The sequence below is a fragment of the Subtercola boreus genome, from assembly GCF_003399625.1.
Taxonomy (GTDB): domain Bacteria; phylum Actinomycetota; class Actinomycetes; order Actinomycetales; family Microbacteriaceae; genus Subtercola; species Subtercola boreus_C.
On sequence record NZ_NBXA01000003.1, the window covers coordinates 31,003 to 53,126 of the forward strand.

14 protein-coding genes are annotated in these 22,124 nt (G+C 69.1%); 3 read left to right on the forward strand and 11 right to left on the reverse strand.

From position 1 onward, the window contains the following. Positions 1-31: 31 nt before the first annotated feature. The 7 genes from B7R21_RS01955 to B7R21_RS01985 form a co-directional block, all read right to left on the reverse strand. Complete coding sequence (locus tag B7R21_RS01955) at positions 32-760, reverse strand: response regulator (protein WP_116281576.1); 729 nt, start codon at positions 758-760, stop codon at positions 32-34. Then, on the reverse strand, positions 757-2,262 hold the full coding sequence (locus B7R21_RS01960) for a sensor histidine kinase (RefSeq protein WP_116281577.1): 1,506 nt from the start codon (positions 2,260-2,262) through the stop codon (positions 757-759). Before B7R21_RS01960 ends, B7R21_RS01955 begins: the two co-directional genes overlap by 4 nt. Positions 2,263-2,264: 2 nt before the next feature. Continuing rightward, on the reverse strand, positions 2,265-3,089 hold the full coding sequence (locus B7R21_RS01965) for an ABC transporter permease (protein ID WP_116281578.1): 825 nt from the start codon (positions 3,087-3,089) through the stop codon (positions 2,265-2,267). Continuing rightward, positions 3,086-4,126, reverse strand: a complete 1,041-nt coding sequence (locus tag B7R21_RS01970; protein ID WP_116281579.1) for an ABC transporter ATP-binding protein — start codon at positions 4,124-4,126, stop codon at positions 3,086-3,088. The genes B7R21_RS01965 and B7R21_RS01970 overlap by 4 nt, the downstream gene beginning before the upstream one ends. 143 nt (positions 4,127-4,269) lie before the next feature. Continuing rightward, a complete protein-coding gene (locus B7R21_RS01975; protein WP_116281580.1) occupies positions 4,270-6,429 on the reverse strand; it encodes an acyl-CoA dehydrogenase family protein in 2,160 nt (719 codons plus the stop codon). A 153-nt stretch (positions 6,430-6,582) separates the two neighbouring features. Then, on the reverse strand, positions 6,583-8,655 hold the full coding sequence (gene recQ, locus B7R21_RS01980) for a DNA helicase RecQ (protein ID WP_253259591.1): 2,073 nt from the start codon (positions 8,653-8,655) through the stop codon (positions 6,583-6,585). A gap of 100 nt (positions 8,656-8,755) precedes the next feature. Continuing rightward, on the reverse strand, positions 8,756-10,921 hold the full coding sequence (locus B7R21_RS01985) for a bifunctional metallophosphatase/5'-nucleotidase (RefSeq protein ID WP_253259592.1): 2,166 nt from the start codon (positions 10,919-10,921) through the stop codon (positions 8,756-8,758). 181 nt (positions 10,922-11,102) lie between these two features. Here B7R21_RS01985 and B7R21_RS01990 point away from each other — a divergent pair, with 181 nt between their 5' ends. The 3 genes from B7R21_RS01990 (at position 11,103) to B7R21_RS19640 (ending at position 13,380) form a co-directional block, all read left to right on the forward strand. Further along, on the forward strand, positions 11,103-12,377 hold the full coding sequence (locus tag B7R21_RS01990) for an MFS transporter (protein WP_116281582.1): 1,275 nt from the start codon (positions 11,103-11,105) through the stop codon (positions 12,375-12,377). A gap of 35 nt (positions 12,378-12,412) precedes the next feature. Then, complete coding sequence (locus B7R21_RS01995) at positions 12,413-13,036, forward strand: TMEM175 family protein (RefSeq protein WP_116281583.1); 624 nt, start codon at positions 12,413-12,415, stop codon at positions 13,034-13,036. Between the two features lie 119 nt (positions 13,037-13,155). Next, the gene (locus tag B7R21_RS19640) at positions 13,156-13,380 is read left to right on the forward strand and encodes a hypothetical protein (RefSeq protein ID WP_147305774.1); all 225 of its coding nucleotides are present in this window, start codon (positions 13,156-13,158) and stop codon (positions 13,378-13,380) included. Between the two features lie 17 nt (positions 13,381-13,397). Here the strand turns inward: B7R21_RS19640 and B7R21_RS02000 are convergent, their stop codons facing one another. The 4 genes from B7R21_RS02000 to B7R21_RS02015 form a co-directional block, all read right to left on the reverse strand. Then, positions 13,398-13,721: a hypothetical protein gene (locus B7R21_RS02000; RefSeq protein ID WP_172592008.1), complete on the reverse strand. Its 324-nt coding sequence runs from the start codon at positions 13,719-13,721 to the stop codon at positions 13,398-13,400. A gap of 461 nt (positions 13,722-14,182) precedes the next feature. Beyond that, positions 14,183-16,675: a DEAD/DEAH box helicase gene (locus B7R21_RS02005; RefSeq protein WP_116281585.1), complete on the reverse strand. Its 2,493-nt coding sequence runs from the start codon at positions 16,673-16,675 to the stop codon at positions 14,183-14,185. Positions 16,676-17,031: 356 nt separating this feature from the next. Further along, on the reverse strand, positions 17,032-19,047 hold the full coding sequence (locus B7R21_RS02010) for a YhgE/Pip family protein (RefSeq protein WP_116281586.1): 2,016 nt from the start codon (positions 19,045-19,047) through the stop codon (positions 17,032-17,034). After that, complete coding sequence (locus tag B7R21_RS02015) at positions 19,044-22,118, reverse strand: MMPL family transporter (RefSeq protein WP_116281587.1); 3,075 nt, start codon at positions 22,116-22,118, stop codon at positions 19,044-19,046. The genes B7R21_RS02010 and B7R21_RS02015 overlap by 4 nt, the downstream gene beginning before the upstream one ends. Positions 22,119-22,124: the final 6 nt, after the last annotated feature.

Below are 22,124 nucleotides of genomic sequence, written 5' to 3' on the forward strand. Positions count from 1 at the left end.
GCACGATTCTCCACCGACACCGGCCGGGCGGTCAGCGTTCCGTCGGCGAGACCAGCCCCGCCTCGTAGGCGAGAATCACGGCCTGCACACGGTCCCTGGCCTGAAGTTTCGTCAGCACGCGCCCGACGTGAGACTTGACCGTCGACTCCGAGACCACGAGGCGCGAGGCGATCTCCGTGTTCGTGAGCCCCTCGGCGATGGCCACCAGAACTTCGTGCTCCCGGTCGGTGAGGGCAGCGAGCCGGGTGGCGTGCGGGGGACCCCGGCGGGCTGCAGGATGCCCGGAGCCTCCGCTCGGAAGCGGATCGCCGATCTCGCGCCCCGCAACAGGCAGGTCGGAACCGAACAGCTCGAGCAGCTGCCGGGTCACGCGGGGCGACACGGCGGCGTCACCGGACGCCACGGCACCGATCGCCGCCACGAGTTCGGCCGGGCGGGCATCCTTCAGCAGGAATCCGCTCGCGCCGGCGCGCAGCGCCTCGAAGGCGTATTCGTCGAGATCGAAGGTGGTGAGAATGAGCACACGGCTCTCGGGCACCTCACGCACGATCGCCCTGGTCGCCTCGATGCCGTTCATTCCGGGCATCCGCACGTCCATCAGAATCACGTCGGGCCGGAGCGCCGCAGCCTGGTGCACACCGGATACCCCGTCGGAGGCCTCGCCCACCACGACGAACCCGGGCTCGGCCTCGAGCACCATGCGGAACCCCATCCGGAGCAGCGCCTGGTCGTCGACGAGCAGGATCCTGATGTCTGTCATGCGCCCTCCCGGGCAGTGTCTGGGGTCGGTGATGTCGCCGCCGGGGACCGCTCTGCGGCCAGCGAGCGCTCTGCCGGTTGCGACCGCTCTGCGGCCAGCGAGCGCTCTGTCGGTTGCGACCGCTCTGCCGCTGGACCCGCCGGTCGTGTCACGGGGATCTTCGCCCGCACCTGCCAGCCGCCGGCGGTGGTCGGGCCCGCTTCGAGGGTGCCGCCGTAGCCGAGCGCCCGCTCGCGCATCCCCACGATGCCGTGGCCGGTACCGATCGAGGGCGCGGACACCTGGGACTGCCCCTGGTCGGAGACCGTCACCGAGATGTCTGTGCGGGAGAAGACCACGGTGACCGTGACATGCTTCGGATCCGGTGCATAGCGCAGGCTGTTCGTGAGCGCCTCCTGCACGATGCGGTACATGGCGAGTTGGATGCCCGGATCGGGGTTGATCTCGCCCATCACCGTGTACACGACCACCATGCCCGCGCTGCGGTACGACGCGATGAGCGCGTCGAGATCGTCGTGGCCCGGCTGCGGCGACAGCGACGTCGCTGGGACGCTCGCGGCGGCGGGGGCGGCGGCGGGGGCGTCGGTTGCGAGCTGCGGCGCACCGGCGGCGAGGGGCTCTGCGAGCACCCCGAGCACCACACGCATGTCCGCGAGTGCCGTGCGGCCCGTCTCTGCGACCTGGCGGATCGCCTCCTGCGCGCGCGCCGGATCCTGGCCGACAGTGCGGTCCGCCCCGTCGGCGAGCGCCACCATCACGGTGAGGCTGTGCGCCACGATGTCGTGCATCTCGCGGGCGATCCGCGCCCGCTCGGAGGCCGCGGAGAGCAGCGCCTGCTGGTCCCGCTCGCGCCCGAGCTGGGCAGCCCGGTCGAGCAATGCCTCGACGTAGCGTTTGCGGTTGCCCACGTTGATACCCACCAGCGTGCCGACCAGCATCAGGAAGATCGACGCGCTCGCCATCGCGGCGCCGCCCCAGAAGTCGCCTCCCAGAGCGATCAGGTCCGCGATGATGCGAACGACCGACAGCAGCGCGAAGGCCACCAGCGCCGACCGCGACGAGACGTAGACAGCGACGCCGTAGAGCGCGACGAGAGACGGAACCTGGGCCAGCCCCTCGAAGAACGGAGTGACGAGCAGGATCCCCACACCGGTGGCCCCGACCAGCACGAGCGGATGCCGCCGGCGGAGGTACAGGGCCACGAGCATGACCGCCGAACCGGCCACGACGGCGACCGTCTTCACGGGATCGCCGACCCAGTCCGCGCGGCCCATGACGAGGGAGATCCCGACGATCAGGATCGTCGGGACCCCGTAGAGCACGACGATCGACCCATCGACGATCCAGGCGTGCCGTGCGAAGAAGAGCCGGAAGACGCCGGGCGGCTTCGGCAGGGCGAAGTCGTCCAGCCGGGCATCCGGTGCCGGCGCCTGCCGAACTGACGAACGCCCGGCCACCGTCGCCGTGTCGGGCGGAGTGGCCGGGCGTTCGTCAGGCGTCATGCTCAGGCATCCCTCCGGCGGATCAGGGTGGCGGCCGCGGCGAAGACGACGGCGATCCATCCGATCATAATCAGCAGCGCCTGCCACCACTCGAAGGTGCCGCTCATCTGGTAGATGGCAGGGCCGACGGAACCGGGCAGCCAGTCGGAGATGCTGTGCGCCCAGTCGACCGGGATCAGCGCGAAGATCACCGGAACGACGAGCAGCAGCCCGAGCGAGGCGGCGATACCCCCGGCGGTGCTGCGGAGGATCGCGCCGAGGCCGAGGGCGAGCATCCCGATCAGCGCCAGGTACCCGGCGGCCCCGATGATCGGCAGGAAGACAGCCGAGTCGAAGAGGTTCGACGAGTGGCCCGCGTTCGCGAGGATCGGGTAGGTCACGGCGTAGGCGAGCAGGATGCCGACCAGCGACACGATGAATGTGACGACGCCGAACACGGCGAGCTTCGCCCAGAGCACGGGCAGTCGCTTCGGTACGGCGGCGAAGCTCGAGCGGATCTGGCCGGTGGAGTACTCGCCGCTGATCACCAGCACGCCGAGCACCGAGACGACGAGCTGGGCGAAGACGACGCCGGCTGTCGCACCCGCGGTGGCGAGCTCCGGCGACTGCAGGATGGCCTGGCCTCGGCTGGAATCCAGATTGCTGACTGTGAACGAGATCACGAGCAGCCCGATGGCGATCTGCAGCACGAGGATGACCGCGTACGCCCAGATCGTCGAGCGGAGGGAGCGGAGCTTGATCCACTCGGAGCGGATGATGCCACCCGCCGTGAGGCGGATCGGGGACGAGGGCAGCGTGGTGCTGCGCCGGGCTGTTGCGGTGCTCATCGGAGTGCCTCCGGGCCGCTCGGTGCGGCGTGGGTCGGTGCGGCATGGCTGGCCGCGTGGGTGTGTTCGTGGGGGGCGTCGATCTTCGCCGGGTCGGCGTGGGCCGCCGGCTGGAGGGCGTTCGCGGGGTCGAAGACCCCTGTGCGGTACTCCACGGCGTCGGCCGTGAGGTTCATGTAGGCGTCTTCGAGCGAACCGCGAAGCGGTGTGAGCTCGTGCAGCACGATGCCGTTGGTCGCTGCGACCTCGCCCACGGCGGCCGACGTGAGACCGACGATCTCGAGGGTCTCACCGTCGATACTCGTGATGGTCACGTCGGGCGAGTTGAGCAGGCGCGCCATCTCTGCGGCACGGGGGCTGACCGCCCGCACGGATGCGGTGGTCGCGCCACTGACGATGTCCGCCACCGGTGCATCCGCGATGATGCGGCCTTTGCCGATGACGATGATGTGATCGGCCGTCTGGGCCATCTCGCTCATCAGGTGGCTCGAGAGCAGCACGGTGCGGCCCTCCGAGGCGAGGAAGCGCACCAGCTCGCGCACCCACATCACGCCCTCGGGGTCGAGCCCGTTGACGGGTTCGTCGAGGATCAGCGTCGAGGGGTCTCCGAGCATCGCCGCGGCGATACCGAGCCGCTGGCCCATGCCGAGTGAGAACCCGCCGACACGCTTCTTCGCGACCGTGTCGAGGCCGGTCATCTCGATGACCTCGCGGACTCTGGATGCTCCGATGCCGTGTGTCGCACCGAGCGCCAGAAGGTGGCTGTACGCCGACCGGCCCTGGTGGATGGCCTTCGCGTCGAGCAGCACCCCCACCTCGTGAAGCGGAGCCGCGTGGTCGCGGTAGACCTTGCCGTTGACGGTGACACTGCCGCCGCTCGGGCGGTCGAGCCCCACGATCATCCGCATCGTCGTCGACTTGCCGGCGCCGTTCGGGCCGAGGAAGCCGGTGACGAGGCCGGGCCGAACGGTGAAGGTCACGTCGTCGACGGCGGTCTTCGGGCCGTACTTCTTACTGAGTGAGTGTGCTTCGATCATGCTTCGACACTACGAGGGGGCGCCCTCCCCGGGCATCCACCCGCAGGCGGGTCTTTGCGCCGGGCCCCTCCACCCTGTGTGGTACCTGGGTACTAGACGCGCCCGGCGGCCGGGTGGCGCAATGGCACTGGGCCGCCGGGCGGCTACTTCTTCTGCGCCCTCTCGTCGACCGGGGCGTTGCCGCTCGCGCGGAGATCCCGGTAGTACTCCCGCGCCTCGTTCTGGCGGGCCGCCTCGGCGCCCGAGGCGATGGGTGCGCGCACATGCTCGGGGCCGTAGCCGAACGCCGCGACGAGGTCGAGAGCGTGCGGGCGGAGCCGGGAGGTCAGGCGTTCGACATAGGCCTCGACGGCCCGGGCCCGGCTCGGCGACAGGCGACCGTTGATGAGGTACCAGGCAGCGTGCTTCTGGATCAGGCCCAGCCCGAACAGGTCGCGCACCCAGGTCATCACCGTCTTGGTGCCGGGGTCGTCGATCTTCGCGAGCGCGTCGGTGAACGCCTCCCACTGCAGCAGCTCGCCGTGCGCCCGGGCGGCCTCGATCATCGCGTTCTGGTTCTGGTTGAAGAGGTCGGCCGCCTTCTTCTTGGCGCCGGGCTTCTTCGACCCCGTTGCGGCGGGCCGGAGGTTCGCGGCTATCTCGGCGACCATCGTCTCGACACGGTCTGTCAGCAGGGCGCGCTGTGACCGCGCCGAGCGGAGCTGGCCCACCGAGCGGGCGACGGATCCGCGGTCGGAGACGTTCTGCGCGAGACGGCGGAGGCCCGCCCCGTTCACCGCCCGATCGGCAGCCTGCTCGACGGCGTAGCGGGCGAGAACGCCCACATCGGCCTTCGCGAACCTGCGGCTGTAGTCGGTGAGCAGTCTCTTGGCTACCAGTTGGAGCAGAACGTGGTTGTCGCCCTCGAAGGTGGCGTACACGTCGAGGTCGGCGCGGAGACTCGTGAGCCGGTTCTCGGCGAGGAAACCCGCGCCGCCGCAGGCTTCGCGCGCCTCCTGCAGCGTGTCGAGCCCGTGCCAGGTGGAGAGCGGCTTGAGGGCGGCGGCCAGGGTCTCGAGATCCTGGCGGTCGGCGTCGGTGTCGTGGGCCCCCGAGAAGACGCTGTCGAACTTCGTCAGCAGCACCTCGTGGGCGAAGCTCGCGGCATACGTCGTGGCGAGCAGCGGGAACAGGCGGCTCTGGTGCTTCTGGTAGTCGAGCAGCACCTCTTCGTCGGTGTCGCTGCCCGCCGTGAACTGCCGGCGCTGGCTGCCGTAGGTGATCGCGATGATGAGCGCGATCTTCGCCGCAGCAGTGGATGCCCCGTCGAGCGAGACCCGGCCCTGCACGAGGGTGCCGAGCATGGTGAAGAACCGGCGCCCGGGGCTCGAGATCGACGAGGTGTAGGTGCCGTCGGCCGCGACGTCGCCATAGCGGTTCAGCAGGTTCAGACGCGGCACGCGCACGTGGTCGAAGTGCAGGCGACCGTTGTCGATGCCGTTCAGCCCGCCCTTGATCCCGTCGTCCTCTCCGCCGACTCCCTCGAGGAAGGTGCCCTCGACCGAGCGGATGGGAACGTAGAACGCGTGCACGCCGTGGTTCACCCCGGCGGTGATGAGCTGGGCGAAAACGACGGCTGCGGTGCCGTCGACGGCCGCATTGCCGAGGTAGTCCTTCCACGCGCCCCGGAACGGCGTGTTCAGCACGAACTCCTCCGTTGCCGCGTCGTAGGTGGCGGTGGTGCCGATGCTGGCGACGTCGGATCCGTGCCCGGTCTCCGTCATGGCGAAGGCGCCGGGCACCTCGAGGCTCATGATGGCCGGCAGGAAGGTCTCGTGGTGGTACTCGGTACCGAGGTGCAGCACGGCGGCGCCGAAGAGCCCCCACTGCACGCCCGACTTGATCTGCAGCGACGGGTCTGCCGTGACGAGCTCCTCGAACCCGGCGATGTTTCCGCCGTGGTCGTCTTCGCCGCCGAGGTGCTTCGGGAACGCCTTGTTCACAGCGCCCTCCTTCACCAGCAGGTGGAGCTGGCCGAAGACGGTCCTGCGGTGTTCCGCGACGCTCTGGCCCTCGATGCGCTGGAGTTCGGGGCGGCCGGCGACCCGGCGCGATTCGAGCCGCGCCTCGGACCAGGTGCCGAGGAGGTAGTGGCTCAGCCAGTCGATGTCGACCGCCGGGGGCGTGGATGCCTCGGGGGCGATGCTCGTCGCCGACCGAGGGTTCCTGGCGCCCGGTCTGCCCGCGTTCTTCGCCGGCGTGATGACCTTCTTCAGCCCCGCTGTCTCAACGGAGGTGGTATCGGTTACAGCTGTGGTGACCATCGGTGGCCCTCATCTCTCGGCGTCGGTTCGTAGTGCTCGCATTTTCACGATACGAGCCCACCTGCCGCCTGCCAAACATGCAGTGCCAGCCCTACAAGCACCGCGCCGCACGCCTCGCAGACCGTTGTCGATAGCTACAACATGAAGGGCCTTCTATGAGAGACCTGCCACAACCTCCAACAGTGCCTCACCGTAGGTGTCGAGCTTCTTCTGCCCGATGCCGGGGATTCCGTCGATGTCGCCGAGCGCAGCGGGGCGTCGGGTCGCCAGCTCGCGGAGCGTCGCATCGTGGAAGATCACGTAGGCGGGCACGCCCAGCTCCTTCGCCGTCGTCGACCGCCAGGCCCGGAGCGCCTCGAACAGCGGCACGGCATCGGCGCCGAGGTCTGCCGTGGCCGCAGCGCGGGCCCCGGAGCCGGAACCGGAACGCCCGGACCGGGCCGCAATGCGCTCGGGCTCGGTTCGGAACGACACCCGGGTCGCCCCGCTCAGCACGTCGGCGCTGGCCGGTGCGAGCACCAGGGTTCCGAACCCGTCGTCGTTCACCGCCAGGAGCCCCTTGGCGAGAAGCTGCCGCACCACACCCCTCCACTGCTGCTCGGAGAGGTCTCCGCCGATGCCCCACACCGCCAGGTCGTCATGGCCGTACTGCGAGACCCGCGGGGTCTTCTTCGCCCGCAGGATGTCGATGAGGTGGCCCGCCCCGAACTTCTGGTTGCGTTCCCGCTGGAGCCGAACGACGGTCGAGAGGAGCTTCTGCGCGGGAACCGTGCCGTCCCACGCCTCCGGCGGAACCAGGCAGGTGTCGCAGTTGCCGCACGGCGTGCTCGTCTGCCCGAAGTAGCCGAGCAGGTTGACCCTCCGGCAGTCGACCGTCTCGCAGAGGGCGAGCATCGCATCGAGGTGGGCGGAGAGCTTCCGGCGGTGCGAGACGTCGCCCGGCGACTGGTCGATCATGCGGCGCTGCTGCACCACGTCTTGCAGCCCGTAGGCCAGCCAGGCGGTCGACGGTTGCCCGTCGCGCCCGGCACGGCCGGTCTCCTGGTAGTACCCCTCGACGGATTTCGGCAGGTCGATGTGGGCCACGAACCGCACATCGGGCTTGTCGATGCCCATACCGAAGGCGATGGTCGCAACGATCACCACCCCGTCTTCGCGGAGGAACCTCGACTGGGTACGGGCGCGCGTACCCGCGTCGAGCCCCGCGTGGTACGGCAGCGCGTTCACCCCGTTCGTCGCCAGGAACTGCGCCGTCTGTTCCACCGTCTTTCGTGACAGTCCGTAGACGATGCCGGCGTCGCCCGCGTGCTCGGTGCGGATGAGCGACAGCAGCTGCTGCCTCACCTCGGCCTTGTTCTCGATGCGGTACCGGATGTTCGGGCGGTCGAAGCTCGCAACGAAGTGCCGCGCATCGCCCATGCTGAGCCGCTCGGTGATCTCCTTGTGCGTGGCCTCCGTGGCGGTCGCGGTGAGAGCCAGGCGGGGGATCGCGGGCCAGCGCTCCGCCAGCTCGGACAAGCCGAGGTAGTCGGGACGGAAGTCGTGGCCCCACTGCGACACACAGTGCGCCTCGTCGATGGCGAAGAGGGAGATGGTTCCGCGGTCGAGGAAACGCTTCGTGGCCTCGGACGAGAGCCGCTCCGGCGCAACGTAGAGCAGATCCAGCTCACCCGCGAGATAGGCGGTCTCGACGCGTTCGCGTTCCCGGGCATCCTGCGTCGAGTTCAGGTAGGCGGCATTCAGCCCGACCGCCAGGAGCGCGTCGACCTGGTCCTGCATCAGGGCGATCAGGGGCGACACCACGACACCCGTGCCCTCGCGGAGCAGCGCCGGTATCTGGTAGCAGAGGGACTTGCCGCCACCGGTCGGAATGAGCACCACGGCGTCGCCGCCGCCCGCGACATGGTCGATGACGGCCGCCTGGTCGCCCCGGAAGTCGTCGTAGCCGAAGACCCGCTTCAGCACCGCCCGCGCGTCTTCGCCGAGAGCGGGCCTGGCCCGGAGAACGGCCGGAGCCCGGCGCGGGGAAGCCCCCGCGGAGCCGGACAGCGCCGACCCGGCGGGCGCGTCGAACGAGAACGAGTCGTAGGCGGGGTACTCGGGCTCGGGATAGTCGGGCACCGGCGGCTCGGCACCCGGGTATTCGGCACCCGCGAACTCCGCCTCCGGGTAGTCCAGGGGCGGTGGTTCGGCCTCGGGGTAACCGGCGGGCGGGCGCATCGTCATGCCCCCAGTTTAGGTTCGACCCCCGACACCGAAGCCGAAAGGGGTGAACCTGTGGAGAGATCTTTCTCCACAGGCCCACCCCTCGAGAGGATGCGAACCGCTACCGCACGGCCCGTCGACGACGCACAGCCACAGCTGCACCCCCGGTGATCAGGGCGAGCAGCGCGAGCACCCCGAACCCGATGGTCTCTGCACCGTTCACCCCGGTGTTCGCGAGCGAGCCCGAAGCGGCCCCGCTGGTCGGCGTCGGCGTCGGCGTGGCCGAGGGAACCGGCACGACAGGCGGCACGACGGCAGCCGAGGTGACGGTGAGCAGCACCGTCGACGTTCCGGTGCCGGGCACCGACGCCGAGATCACGTCGCCGACAGCGGCGCCCGTGGGAACGGTGAAGGTGACGGATGCCCGCCCCACCTCATCCGTCGTGTCGATGACAGCCGGGTCGATCGTTCCTCCGGCGATCACCTCGCCACCTGCCACGATGTCGACCGTCGGCGCAGCCGGCTCGCCACCGCTGAACAGCAGCGACGACAGATTCACGGTGACGGACTGGCCCGCAGCGACACCCGCGGCGACATCCGACCCGCCCGGGTACGACACACCGATGGACCGCTGGGCCTCATCGGGTGCGGCCGTCTTGTACTGGCCGAAGTAGTCGACCATCGACTGCAGGTCGATCTTGCCGGAGTCGGCGACATCCGTGCCCTCTGCCAGGGTCGTGAAGTTGTCACCGCCCGAAGCGAGGAACGAGTTCACGACGACCTTGACGCTCTGGTCGGCCGCCAGGGGCGCGCCGTTCAGCAGGAGGGAGGTGATGTGCGATCCGGCAGCGGCAAGCGGGTCGTAGGTGTACGACAGCGACTTCGACACACCCAGCTTCAGGAACGGGCGGGCCGCGGCGGCGGGCTGCCACTGCTCCTCGAGCACCTGTTTGATCTGCGCCGTGGTCAGGTTCAGCGTGACGAGGGTGTTCGCGAAGGGCTGCACGCCGGCGACCTCCTTGTAGCTCACTGAGCCCGCAGCGTCTCCTGACCCTGCATACGTGAGGTCTGCGCGGAGGCCACCGGGGTTCATGAAGGCGACCTCTGCCCCGGCCTGCTGGGTCGACCAGAGCTGTACGTCAGCGACGAAGTTGCCGAGGGATGACTCGCCGCCGCGGTTCTCGCTGGCATCGCTCTGCCGGGCACGGTTGAAGTCGGCCGTGATGGATCCGACCTCGACGCTGCCGAGCACATCGGCTTTCGCCACCGCTTTGTCGACGATCGCCTGCACGGTCGGGTCTGCGGGATAGAGCGGCGCGTTGCCGGCCGCGGCGTCGGTCAGCGGCAGCACCTCGGACCTGATGCTCAGCAGCTTCTTCGTGTCGGGGTCGACCGACAGCGCGAGGTGGCCGAGATCCATGCTGTACGAACCGGTCTGCAGCACCGGGCGCGTCGCCCCGGGAACGCCGGGAACGGGAGCGTCATAGTCGTAGAGCTGGTGTGTGTGGGCGCTGATGATCGCGCTGACGTTCGCGTTCACGCCGCTCACGATCGTGCCGAACACCGAGTCGGGCGCGGCCGCTTCGGGCGTCGCCGCGCCTTCGTGCACGAGCAGCACGATCACGTCGGCCTCACCGTTCGAGGCGTCGCCGTCTTTCAGTTCGTCGGCGACCGTGTTCACACTCGAGACGATCGGGCCCACGGTGATGCCGGCGATGCCGGCCGGGCTGACAAGGGAGGGGAGCTCCTCGGTGACGGCTCCGATGAAGCCGACCCGGATGCCCGCGACATCCTTCACGAAGTACTGATCGTAGGCCGGCTTGCCGGTCGCCGTGTCGAACACGTTCGCTGCGAGATACGGGAAGTCGGACGCCGGGATGACGCGGTTCGTCAGGTCTGAGGCACCCTTGTCGAACTCGTGGTTGCCGACCGACGAGACATCGAGCTTCATCGCATTCAGCGCGTCGATGGTGGGCTGGTCATCCTGGATGAACGAGGTGAATGTCGACGCCCCGATGTTGTCTCCGGCCGAGGCGAAGATCGTGTTCGGGTTCGCCGCCCGAAAGCTGTCGACGGCACCGGCGAGCACGGCCGCGCCCGCGGTGCTGCCATTCGCCTCGAGCCGGCCGTGGAAGTCGTTGATGTTCACGATGTCGATGGCGACAGGGGTCGAAGCCGCCGATGCGGAACCGGCAGAGGCGGCGCCGAAGCCGACCGCCAGGGTGACCGACGCCGCCAGCGCGACGATACGCGGCACTCGCCGGCCAGAGGTGTTGCTCGGGGACACAGAGTCTCCTTCATGCTCGTTCTTCAGGTGCAGGATGGCCAGCCCCCTGTAAGGGGGCTGCATAACACCCTACGGTTTGTGTGCCGATTCTCAGAGAACTGATCCCTGCCGTAACGAAATGTTCATATTCGGCAAGCAGTTGTGCGGAATGAATCCGGCACCCCCCGTCTTGTAGCTCCCCATGAGCACCCACACCGCGGCCGTTCCGCTGCCCCTCTCCGAACGCACCGACCGCCGCAGTTGGCTGGCCGTGCTGTCGGTGGCTCTCGGCTCCTTCGCCCTCGTGCTCTCCGAATTCCTCCCGATCGGACTTCTGCCGGCCATCGCCGGCGACCTGGGCGTCGGCATCGGGTCGGCGGGACTCGTCGTCGTCGCAACAGGCATTGCCGCCGCGGTGGCCGCCCCTGTCGTGACCGTTGCCACATCGAGGGTCGACCGCCGCGTCGTGCTCTGGGCGCTGACCGGTGCCCTGGTCGTGGCCGACGTCATCGGTGCGATCGCCCCCGACTTCACCGTTCTCCTGCTGGCCCGCCTGCTGCTCGGCGCCGCGCTCGGGGGCTTCTGGGCCATTGGGGCCGCCGTCGCCACTCGCCTGGTCCGACCCGGCTCGGTCATCCGCGCGACATCCCTGGTGACAGCCGGGATCTCGGTGGCCACCGTCGTGAGCCTCCCGCTCGGTGCCCTCATCTCGTCTGTGTCGAGTTGGCGTCTCGCGTTCGTGATCGGGGCTGCACTCGGTGTGCTGGCCCTGATCGGGCAGCTCGCCCTGCTGCCGAGGATCCCGTCGGTCGCCCGCGTGACCCCGACGACGATCGTCGGTCTCCTCCGCATCCCCCGCGCCCGCATCGGGCTGATCGGCACGCTCCTGGTGTTCTTCGGCCAGTTCGCTGCCTACACCTTCGTCTCGCCGTATCTCCTCGAACTGGCTCGCTTCGACCCGTCGCTGATCACCCTGGCGCTCCTGGTCTTCGGTCTCGCCGGCGTCGCGGGCAACTTCCTCGTCGGCACGCTCCTCGCGCGGAACCTCACCGCCACGGTGGTCGGCACCATCGTGATCGTTGCCGTGAGCGTGGCGTTGCTGCCGTTCGCCGCAGGCTCCGCCGCCCTGGTCTTCGTTCTCGTCACCGTCTGGGGAGCAGTGTGGGGCGGCCTGCCGCTGGCCATGCAGACCTGGGTCGTCTCTGCGGCTCCCGACGCCGCGGAGGGATCGCTGGCGCTGTTCGTCACGACCATCCAGGTCGCGATCGCCACCGGCTCCACCCTGGGGGCCGTCGCGGTCAGCACGGGTGGGCTCGCCTTCGATTTCTGGATCTCGGCGGGGGTCGCCGCGACCGGGGCCATCGTCATGCTGATACTCGTGCTGGCAGTCCGCCGAGCGACTCCCACCCCGTTCCTCTCCGCGGTGCGGAACCCCTGCGAGGCGGAGACCGATGAATCCGCCCTGCAGCCCTGCTGACAGGCAACACCCCGCCGGAGCGCGATAATTGCCCCATGATCATCACGCGGGGCTACGACCGACTCGTCAACCTGAGCGACGCCGTCATCGCCATTGCGGTCACCCTGCTGATCCTGCCTCTGGTCGACGATGCCCGGCAGATAGGAACGGGCACGGTCGCGGACTTTCTCTCCGAGAATGCGTCGCAGCTCTTCCTCTTCGTGCTGAGTTTTGTCGTGATCGCCCGGTTCTGGCTACTGCACCACCAGATCTACCGCAACATCGATGGCTACACGATCCCCCTCGTGTGGGTTAACTTCGCCTGGTTGCTGTCGATCGTCTTCCTGCCGTTCCCCACCGAGCTGCTCGGACATGGCAGCAGTGTCGACGGGGCGGCAGCATCTCTCTACATCGGCACGATGTTGCTCACGTCGCTGACCAGCCTCGTGCAGATCTGGATCATCATCCGAAAGCCCGAGCTGCAGCTCGAATCCCTCCGGGGCACGCTCCGGATGACGCCCGTGGTGGTCTCGACGACCACCATGGCCGTGGCGTTCCTCCTCGCGGTGCTCGTGCCGGGCATCGGCGTCTTCCCCCTGTTGCTCCTGCTGCTTTCAGGCCGGGCCGAGGCCCTCATCCAGCGCCACCAACGGCGCCGCGCTGCAGCCCGCGGGGCCTGACCCGCCGCCCCGGCCCCCCACCCCGACCCCCTCCGACGGGAACGCAGAACGGGCCCCGGACGCCCACCCGCAGGGGGAGCATCCGGAGCCCGTCCGGGTGGTGCAGGTGAGACCTACGCGTGCGCGCTCTGCAGGTCGTCGATCAGGCGGTCGCCGGGGGCGGCCGGAACCATGGTCGCCTCGATGTCGGCGCGCTCAGCACGGTGACGGGGGCGCTCTGCCTTCTCGCCTCGGGTCTCGTAGAGGGCCAACTCGGCCGCCGCCAGAAGGCACGCGCGGACGCCGCCCCGGCGTTGGCGTCAGCATCGGCCGGTTCCTCCGCGTCTGCTGACGAAGACCGGTGAGAACGGAACCCCTACTCCTACTGGTGCGCCAACTGCTGGACACGCTGGGATGACAGTCCCAACAGTTGGGCCGTGTCCTTCTGGCTGAGGCCAGACGAGGTCAGAAGCTCCCTGACGACCTGTCGACGCAACGCCGACGAACGTCTCTCATCGGCGAGCGCACGCTCATGAAGAGCCGAAGCCTCCTGCCAGACTTCAGCTACAAGCTCAGGCAACTCGAGAACCACCTCGACGCTGACGGACTCTTCAGCTACATCGAGGAGAGCCGAGATGAGACCGATGGCCATGTCCTCGATATCACGGGCGTGGCGCGCCTGCGTGACCGCGTCGAGTTCGGGCACGGTGATGACCCACCATCGTCCCTCCCGGGCGGCAACAACCCTGAACGGCCGAACCTCTGGGTACCCCATCGCTACCTCCAACTTTCAGGCGCTCCCGGCACCTTCTTGAGCACTTGCCTCACAACACCGGGCGACACGGTTCCGTGCGTGGGTATGGCCAGCGACTCTCCGTCGCGGGAACTCTCTCCACCTCACGTTGCTTCACCTCTTTCACCATTATTGGCCGACCAGGCCCGCTAGTCCAATGCCACTAGGTGGGATAGCGAAATAAGGGTTCTCATTCAACGAGGATACCTCATGTAATTGCTTCTTTGTTCCGACGAAACGGCCCGCCATCGATTCATCAGGCACGGTGGCCCAACCGACCTGAATACACGCACGCCCCAACGCAGAAACGGGCTCTGGATGCCCCCACCGAGGTGGGGGACATCCGGAGCCCGTCCGGGTGGTGCAGGTGAGAGCTACGCGTGAGCGCTCTGCAGGTCGTCGATCAGGCGGTCGCCGGGGACGGCCGGAACCATGGTCGCCTCGATGTCGGCGCGCTCGAGCAGCTCGTCCATGCGGCGGCGACGCGACTTCGAGATGAGCGTCACGACGGTGCCCTGCTTGCCCGCGCGGCCCGTGCGGCCCGAACGGTGCAGGTAGGTCTTGTACTCGTCGGGAGCATCGGCCTGGATGACCAGGTTGATGTCGTCGACGTGGATGCCGCGGGCTGCGACATCCGTCGCCACGAGCACGTTGACCCGGCCGCTGGTGAGCAGCTGGAGGTTCCGCGTGCGGCGCGACTGGTTGAGGTCGCCGTGCAGCGACGTGGACGGGATGCCCGCGTCGTCCAGCTGGTCGGCCAGCTCTTCGGCGAACGCACGGGTGCGGGCGAAGATCAGCGTCTTGCCCTCGCCCGACGCGAGCTGCTCGATGATCGCCCGCTTGTCGCGCTGTTCGATGAGCAGAACGCGGTGATCGATCGTGGAGGAGGCCTGGTCTTCACCGGCGACCTCGTGCACGGCCGGCTCGACGAGGAACTCGTTCACCAGCTGCGCGACACCCTTGTCGAGGGTGGCCGAGAAGAGCAGTTTCTGGCTCTTGGGCGCGGTCTGGCGGAGGATCCGCTGCACGGGCTCGAGGAATCCGAGGTCGCACATGTGGTCGGCCTCGTCGAGAACGACGATCTTCACCTGCGAGATGTCGAGGCGGCCCTGTTCGATGAGGTCCTCGAGGCGACCGGGGGTCGCGATGATGATGTCGGTGCCGCGCTGCAGCGCCGAGACCTGCTTGAACTGGGGCACGCCACCGAAGATCGGGGTGGTGAACAGACCGACCGAGCGGGCAATGGGCTGCACGGTGCGGTCGATCTGCATCGCGAGCTCACGCGTCGGGGCCAGGATGAGGGCGCGCGGGAGACGACCGGGCTTCCGGCCCTTGGCTCCGTCGTTCTCCATCAGGCGCTCGACCAGGGGTGCGCCGAAGGCGATCGTCTTACCCGAGCCGGTCTTGCCGCGGCCGAGAACATCCTTGCCGGCGAGAACGTCGGGGATGGTCGCTGCCTGGATTGGGAACGGGCTCGGAGCACCCATCGACGCGAGCTGGCGCTGGATGTTGTCACCGAGGCCGAGGTCGCCGAACGTCTTGTCGACGACGTCGCTGGCGGTGGTGACTTCGGCTTCGAGGCGCTCGAGCACGACGTCGTCGCCGGCACCGAAGCGGCCCGCTGCTGCGGTTCCCGCTCCGTCGCTGTAACCGGTGTTCTCGCGCTTCGGGTAGAAGTCGCTGCCGCGGGCGGCGCGGTCGGTGTTGGAGTCGCGGCGGTCCTCGAACGAACGCGCAGGACGGTCGCTGTAGGCCGGACGCTCGGTGCGGGCCGGACGGTCGCCGTAACTCCGTCGCTCCGTGCGGGCCGGGCGCTCGGAGCGCTCGGGACGGTCGCCGTAGGTGGGGCGCTCGGGGCGGCCGGCACGCTCGGTGTAGCTCGGGCGCTCGCTCCGCTCCGGGCGGTCGCCGTACGACGGACGGCCGGTGGATGCGCCGCGGTCGCCGTAGCTCGGACGCTCGGTGCGCGCACCACGGTCGGGACGGTCGCCGTACGCGGGGCGCTCGGTGCGTGCCGGGCGGTCGCCATACGCGGGGCGCTCGGTGCGTGCCGGGCGGTCGCCATACGCGGGGCGCTCGGTGCGTGCCGGGCGGTCGCCATACGCGGGGCGCTCGGTGCGTGCCGGGCGGTCGCCATACGAGGGACGGCCCGAGGATGCACCGCGGTCACCGTAGCTCGGACGCTCCGTGCGGCCGGCACCGGAGGCGTTGCGGTCACCGTATGACGGGCGCTCGCTGCGCTCCGGACGGTCACCATACGACGGACGGCCCGTGGATGCACCGCGGTCGCCGTAGCTCGGACGCTCGGTGCGGGCACCACGGTCGGGACGGTCGCCGTAGGAGGGGCGGTCGTTGCTCCGCGCGGGGCGGTCACCGTACGAGGGGCGGTCGCTCCGGCCGGCACCGGATGAGTTGCGGTCACCGTAGCTCGGACGCTCGGTGCGCGCACCGCGGTCGGGACGGTCTCCGTACGACGGGCGGTCGCTGCGGCCGGCGCCGGACGGATTGCGGTCGCCGTAGGAGGGGCGACCGGTCGAGGCGCCACGGTCGGGGCGGTCGCCGTAGGAGGGGCGACCGGTCGAGGCGCCACGGTCGGGGCGGTCGCCGTACGACGGGCGGGATCCGCGGTCGCTGTAGTTCGACTCACGGCTCGGGGCTGCGGCGCGGGGCTCCCAGTTGGGGCGCTCGGCGCGGTTCGTCGGGGCGGCGCCGCGGGCGGCACGCTCATCGGGGCTCCAGCGGGCCTTCTTTGACGCTCCCGCGTCAACGCTCTGGTGGCCGCGGTGGCCGGCACTCCGCGCTCCGGGAGCGCTCTTCGGGCCGAACTTGTTGCCGCCGGTGGAGGATTTCTTCGAGTAATCGGGCATGATGCTTTCCGGGTTTTTTAATTTGCATGGCAAAGCGGTCAATACATTTGCGATTGACTTTTGCTGAACCCGGGCAGTCTTTGGCCGGGGCCGTTTCACATACGTGATTGTTCCCGCCCCGCGCCTTCACACCCGTGCACACGTTCGTGCGGTGTTGTTGCGCTTGTGCACTCCTGCACGACGCATCCATATTGCGCCCTGCCAAACCAGCGGGAAACGCTGGTGCACGAAACGAGAAACCGGCCCACCTGACTTACAAACCCATCCGCGCACGACGCGCGGTGTCAAGAGCCGACCTTTATACGCTACACGGTCGGCCCCCGATTGTCACGAACCACAGGTTTCGTGCGTGCGTGTCAGGTAGCGAGCCCGGGCCGCGAAGTGCCGGATGCTCCGGCGGCAGCCGGCCCTGCGTGCTCGGTCTGCCGCGCCGCGCGCCGCGAGCCGGTCTCCCGCGCCGGCGACCCCACAAGCAGCCAGCCGGTGCGTTCGGGCCGCCGCCGCCTTGCGAGGGCCGCTCCTGCGAACAGCAGGCTGAGCAGGAGCAGGATGGCAAGCACGGCGACGCTCCCCCACACCGTTCCAGCAGAACCGCCTGCCAGGATGCCCTGCATGCCCGAGACGGCATACGCCAGCGGCGAGACGCTGCTGATGAACTGGAACGGCCCCGACAGGATCTCGACCGGATAGATGCCGGCCGTCGTCGCGATCTGCAGAGCGAACAGAATGAGCGAGATGACCGAGCCGACCCGGCCGAAAGCCGCCCTCAGGAACTGGTGGAACGCCGTGAAGGCGAGTGCGACCAGCAACGCGAAGCCGAGCGTCGCGGGCAACGAGGACCATGGCGCAGCCAGGCTGAACTGCAGGTAGGCCACAACGACCACCGCCTGGAGCGCCGCGAACAGCGACGCCCGGCCGAAGATGCGCAGCACGAGCCGGCCCGTCGAGGCCGAGCTCGCGAGCAGCGACATCCGCAGTGGGCGGAGCAGCAGGAAGATTGCGAGGGCCCCGATCCAGAGCCCGGCGGGAAGGATCAGGATGGCGATGACGCTGCCGATCCCGCCTTCGCTGTTCAGCGTCGTCACGTTCACCGCGATCGGGTCGGCCGCGACCTTGGCGGAGGCCGCCGGATCCGTCGCGGCGCTCTTGGTGAGCGCATCCGCCCCCGTTTGGAGACCCGAGGCGAGCGTGGTGGCGCCGGTGGCGAGCTGGCCGGCACCCGCGGCGGACTGCTGGGCTCCCGTGGCGAGCTGCGCGACACCGTCGGAGAGCTGGGAAGCGCCGTCCCTCAGCTGGCCGGAGCCGGAGGAGAGCTGGGAGGCGCCGGAGTCGAGCTGCGAGATGCCGCCCTGCAGGGCATCCAGACCCGACGACGTCTCTGCCGCAAGCGTCGAGCCACCCGACGCGGCCTGACTGAGCCCGCCGGAGAGCTTCGCGTAGGTTCCGAGAAGCTGCGCCTTCGAACCGGCATCGAGGGTCGGGTTCGAACTGATCGCGAAGTCGAGCCCGGCCTTCAGCGAACTGAAGCCCCCGGCAAGCGTCGAGACACCGTCGGTGTAGGTGCTGACACCGTCGGAGAGTTGCGAGAGCTGGCCGGCCTGGTCGTCGAGCGTCGAGACACCGCTGGCGAGCGAGTCGACTCCTCCGGTGTACTGGCCGATACCCGAGCTGAGCGTCGAGGCGCCGGATGCCGCACCCGACGCTCCCGTGGCGAGCTGGTTCAGCCCGTCGGTGAGACTCGAGGCTCCTGTGCCGAGCTGCGTGGCGCCGTTCGCGGCGGTCGACAGCTGGGTGCCGACCGTTCCGAGCCCGGAGTACACCCCGGTCAGCACCTGCGTGGTGATCGTCTGGCCGAAGCCGGCCTTCAGGGCGGAACCGACGGTGCTCGCGACCACGCCCGCGAGGTAGCCGTGCGAGTCATCGGTCTGGATGTCGATCGATCCCTGTGCGGGAGCGGGCGTGCCGAGCGTGTTGATCTGGGCGGAGAAGTTCTCGGGGATGGTCAGCACCGCGTAGAACGTGCCGTCGGCCAGGCCCTTGGCGGCGTCTGCGCTGTTGGTCACGTTCCAGTCGAAACCGGTCTGGTCGGGCCCGGTGAGAGCGGTGACCAGGCCTCGGCCCGCATAGACCGTGGACTGGGTGCCGTCGGCAGCGGTCGTCGTGAGCAGCTTGTCGTTGTTGACCACCGCGGCCGGCACCTTGTTCAGGTTGTCGGAGACGTTCGAGAACGCACCGGAGAAGAGCGCATTCGCCGCGAGCGGGATCACGATGACGGCGATGGCGGCCACGGCGAACCACCACCTGCCGCGGCGTCGGTGGGAATGCACGGGTGCTGCCTCTGCGGCAGGAGCGGCAGTGTTCTGGATGCTCATCGGAGGACCCCTTCAGGACGGGCGGGAGTGGAGAGTTCGAGGGTGACCAGCGGCCGGGCGGAGGCTGAGGCCGTGATCGAGCCGGCGGCAGCCTGCCGCGCCGCGCCGAACTCCGGCACTGCGGGAAGACCGAGCACGAGCGTCATGCCGGCGGGCACAAGGTCGGCCAGGGCATCCACGAAGCCCCCGGTGTCAGCCAGCGGCGACCCCGCATCGCCCGTGTCGAGCACCAGCACCGCGCCACCGTCGGCGAGACCCAGCGCGGTGAGCACCAGCGCCGTCGCGAGCGGCGTGAGCGAACCGAGGGCGGTGTCAGCCGAGAGCGGCGGCTCGCCGGGGAACCGCGAGAGCACCCTGTCGATGTCGGCGACACGGCGTTCGATCTCGGATGTCGACGCTCCGCGCCGGAACAGCGGCCGGGCGTAACGGATGCGATCACCGAGCGCCGAGCCGACGGAGGTCGAGGCATCCGTCCGCCCCGAGGCGAGATCGACAAGGGTCACGCACCGGCTGAGGGCGCCGGCCTCGGATGGCACGGTGAACCCGAGCACCTGCAGCTCGCCGGACTCGGGAACGAGGCGCCCCGCCAGCGTTGCGCCGACCAGGCGGCGTGACGTGGTGTCGCCGGCGAGAACCAGGATCGAGCCCTCGGTGAGCGAGAGCTCGATCGTGTTCTCGACCCCTCCGATGCGGAGGTCTTCGGCAGAGACGATGTCGTCGGTGTGACGGGACGCCCAGGCCGCACTCGAGATGTGTTCGCGAAGACCCTCGCCCTCGACATCCACATTCGGCAGGATGCGGGACAGCGCCCGCGGCAGCTTCCACGCCGTGGCGCCGAGCAGTGTCATCACGGCCGGAACGAGCGTCATCCGCACCAGGAACGCATCGACGAAGACACCGACGGCCAGCGCGAGCGCGATCTGTTTGATGGCGCCGGTGCCCTCGGGCACGAAGGCGAAGAACACGAAGAACATGATGAGCGCGGCAGCCGTGACCACCCGGGCTCCCTGCACGAAGCCGACCCGGATGGCGCGGCGGGCGTCCTTCGTCTTCACGAACTCCTCCCGCATGCCCGAGACGAGGAACACCTCGTAGTCCATGGCGAGCCCGAAGAGGATCGCCATCAGCAGAATGGGCAGGAAGCTGATGAGCGGGCCCGTTGTCGCGATGTTCAGCAGATCGGCACCCCAGCCCCACTGGAAGACGGCGACGGTCACCCCGAAGCTCGCACCCACAGAGAAGAGGAAGCCGACGGCCGCCTTGATCGGCACCGCGATCGAGCGGAACACCATGGCCAGCAGCACGATCGAGAGACCGACCACGAGGATGCCGAACGGCAGCAGGGCGGCGGTGAGCAGGTCGGAGATGTCCACGGCGACGGCCGTCTGCCCCGTGACGGCAATGGGTGTGCCGAGATCGGCCGTGATCTTGTCGTTCACCGCCCGGAGATCGTGCACGAGTGTCTTGGTCTCGGGCGAGTCGGGAGCGGTCGTCGGGATGACCTGGAAGATCGCGGTGTCGACGGTGGGATCCGGGATGCCCTGCCCGACGACAGCAACCCCGGGAACGGTGCGCAGCTCGTCGCCGATCTTGGTGAGCACACCCTGGATGTCGGTGGACTGCGTGATGTCGGCCACCACGATGAGCGGGCCGTTGAAACCGGGGCCGAAGCCCTCGGCGAGCAGATCGTAGGCCTGGCGGTTCGTCGTGTCGGCGGGCTGCTGGCCGGAGGTCGGCAGGTTCAGGTCGAGGCTGAAGGCAGGGATGGCGGCGACGCCGACCAGCCCGCACACGACAATGATGAACACGATCGGCGCTTTCATGACGAGGCCCACCCAGCGGGCACCCATCGAGCGCGAGACCGGTTTGGTGCCGGATTTCGCGCGGGCGGCATGGGCTCCGGCGTGCACCGGCGCAGCCGGGTCTGCCGCGTCGACGACCGGGGCGGCGTGGTGGGCGGGGTGGGCATCCGGAGCACCCGCACCCAGGCCTGCGATCGTGACCGGCTCGTCGTGTTCCAGCGCCGCGAGCGCACGGCGTTCGACCCGGGAGCCGCTCTTGGGCCTCAGCCGGTTCTTCGCGAGGCCCATGATGGCCGGCAGGAGGGTTGCCGCGATGCAGACCGAGATGAAGACGGCGAAGGCGGCGGCGACCCCCATGACACTGAGGAACGGGATGCCGACGACGAGCAGACCGAGCAGGGCGATGATCACGGTCGTGCCCGCGAAGACCACCGCACTGCCCGCGGTCGCGACCGCCTGCGCAGCCGATTCCTCGGGCTCCTGGCCCTGGGCGAGCTGCGTTCGATGCCGCGAGAGGATGAACAGGGCGTAGTCGATCCCGACCGCGAGTCCGATCATCACGGCCAGGAGCGGCGCCGTGCTCGAGATGGAGGCGAACGCCGTCGAGGCGGTGACGGCGCCGATCGAGATGCCGACACCGATGATCGCCGAGAGCAGCGGCAGCCCGGCGGCGAGCAGGGAGCCGAAGGTGATGAAGAGCACCACGGCGGCGAACAGCACACCGAGACCCTCCGATGGCGAGATGCCGACAGTGTTGTCCTGGAAGACCTGGCCGCCGAATTCGACCCGGATGCCCGCATCGGACGCCAGCGCGCGGGTGGCCTGCACGGCATCCGTCGTCGAGGCCGGAATGTCGACGGTCGGCCCGTCGAACGACACCGAGGCGTAGGCGATCGTCTTGTCGGCGGAGATCGCGTTGGTGGCGTACTGGGAGTAGGGCGTGACGACCGAACTGACGTGCGGGATCTTCGCGAGCGCATCCGTCACGGCCGTGATGGCCGCCTGGTCGGCAGGGTCGGTGACCGTCTGGCCCGCCGGCACCTGGAACACCACCTGCGCGCTCGATCCGGCGACGGCTGGGAACACCGCGTCGAGCTTGTCGAGAGTCTGCTGGGACTCGGTTCCCGGGATGCTGAACCCCTCGTCGTAGCTGCCGCCGAGAGCGACTCCGCCGCCGAGGATCCCGGCGAGCAGCAGGAACCACACCACGATCACCTGCCAGGGATGACGGAACGAGAAGCGTCCGATGCGGTACAGAAGAGTTGCCATGGTGCG

Bases quoted from the DNA above. Each gene is read 5' to 3' on its own strand.
- B7R21_RS01955 (WP_116281576.1), bottom strand. From the start codon at position 760: ATGACAGACATCAGGATCCTGCTCGTCGACGACCAGGCGCTGCTCCGG.
- B7R21_RS01960 (WP_116281577.1), bottom strand. From the start codon at position 2,262: ATGACGCCTGACGAACGCCCGGCCACTCCGCCCGACACGGCGACGGTG.
- B7R21_RS01965 (WP_116281578.1), bottom strand. From the start codon at position 3,089: ATGAGCACCGCAACAGCCCGGCGCAGCACCACGCTGCCCTCGTCCCCG.
- B7R21_RS01970 (WP_116281579.1), bottom strand. From the start codon at position 4,126: ATGATCGAAGCACACTCACTCAGTAAGAAGTACGGCCCGAAGACCGCC.
- B7R21_RS01975 (WP_116281580.1), bottom strand. From the start codon at position 6,429: ATGGTCACCACAGCTGTAACCGATACCACCTCCGTTGAGACAGCGGGG.
- recQ (WP_253259591.1), bottom strand. From the start codon at position 8,655: ATGACGATGCGCCCGCCCGCCGGTTACCCCGAGGCCGAACCACCGCCC.
- B7R21_RS01990 (WP_116281582.1), top strand. From the start codon at position 11,103: ATGAGCACCCACACCGCGGCCGTTCCGCTGCCCCTCTCCGAACGCACC.
- B7R21_RS01995 (WP_116281583.1), top strand. From the start codon at position 12,413: ATGATCATCACGCGGGGCTACGACCGACTCGTCAACCTGAGCGACGCC.
- B7R21_RS02005 (WP_116281585.1), bottom strand. From the start codon at position 16,675: ATGCCCGATTACTCGAAGAAATCCTCCACCGGCGGCAACAAGTTCGGC.
- B7R21_RS02010 (WP_116281586.1), bottom strand. From the start codon at position 19,047: ATGAGCATCCAGAACACTGCCGCTCCTGCCGCAGAGGCAGCACCCGTG.
- B7R21_RS02015 (WP_116281587.1), bottom strand. From the start codon at position 22,118: ATGGCAACTCTTCTGTACCGCATCGGACGCTTCTCGTTCCGTCATCCC.